This is a genomic window from Aeromonas sp. LsrichE-8G, assembly GCF_022869435.1.
GTDB lineage: Bacteria > Pseudomonadota > Gammaproteobacteria > Enterobacterales > Aeromonadaceae > Aeromonas > Aeromonas caviae.
In genome coordinates, this window is record NZ_JALIHH010000025.1 from 1 (window position 1) to 350 (window position 350).

The window sequence follows — 350 nt, forward strand, 5'->3', positions numbered from 1 at the left end:
CCGGAGGGGTGAATTGGCTCAAGCGTCTCCTGCTCGACCTGAAAGGAGATATACCAGTGCCCGGCTGCTTGGCTGACGGTCGCGTTTTTAATTTTTCCTTCAACTGGCTGGGACTGGCGAAACTTGACCCACGCCAGCCCGGCAGGCAGCTTCACGCGACCTTTTTCAAGGCGGCAATACTTGTCAAAGTTGACGAAGCGGATCGAGTCGCGGTTGTCGCTTTTCTTCTTGAAAACGGGAGCCTTGGCGGCGAGTTTTTTATCAAAGCAGCGCATCCACGCGCCGTGCAAGTCTTTGAGTTTCTGCTGGAGGTTGTCGGTATATGCCTCGGTCAGAAAGGCCATTTCTGG

General features: G+C 54.6%; 1 protein-coding gene. It reads right to left on the reverse strand.

Annotated elements, in window-relative coordinates; translation table 11 throughout:
- Positions 1-350, reverse strand: a 350-nt coding sequence (locus MUW49_RS05920) for a hypothetical protein (protein WP_244812515.1), incomplete at both ends; no start/stop codon positions are given.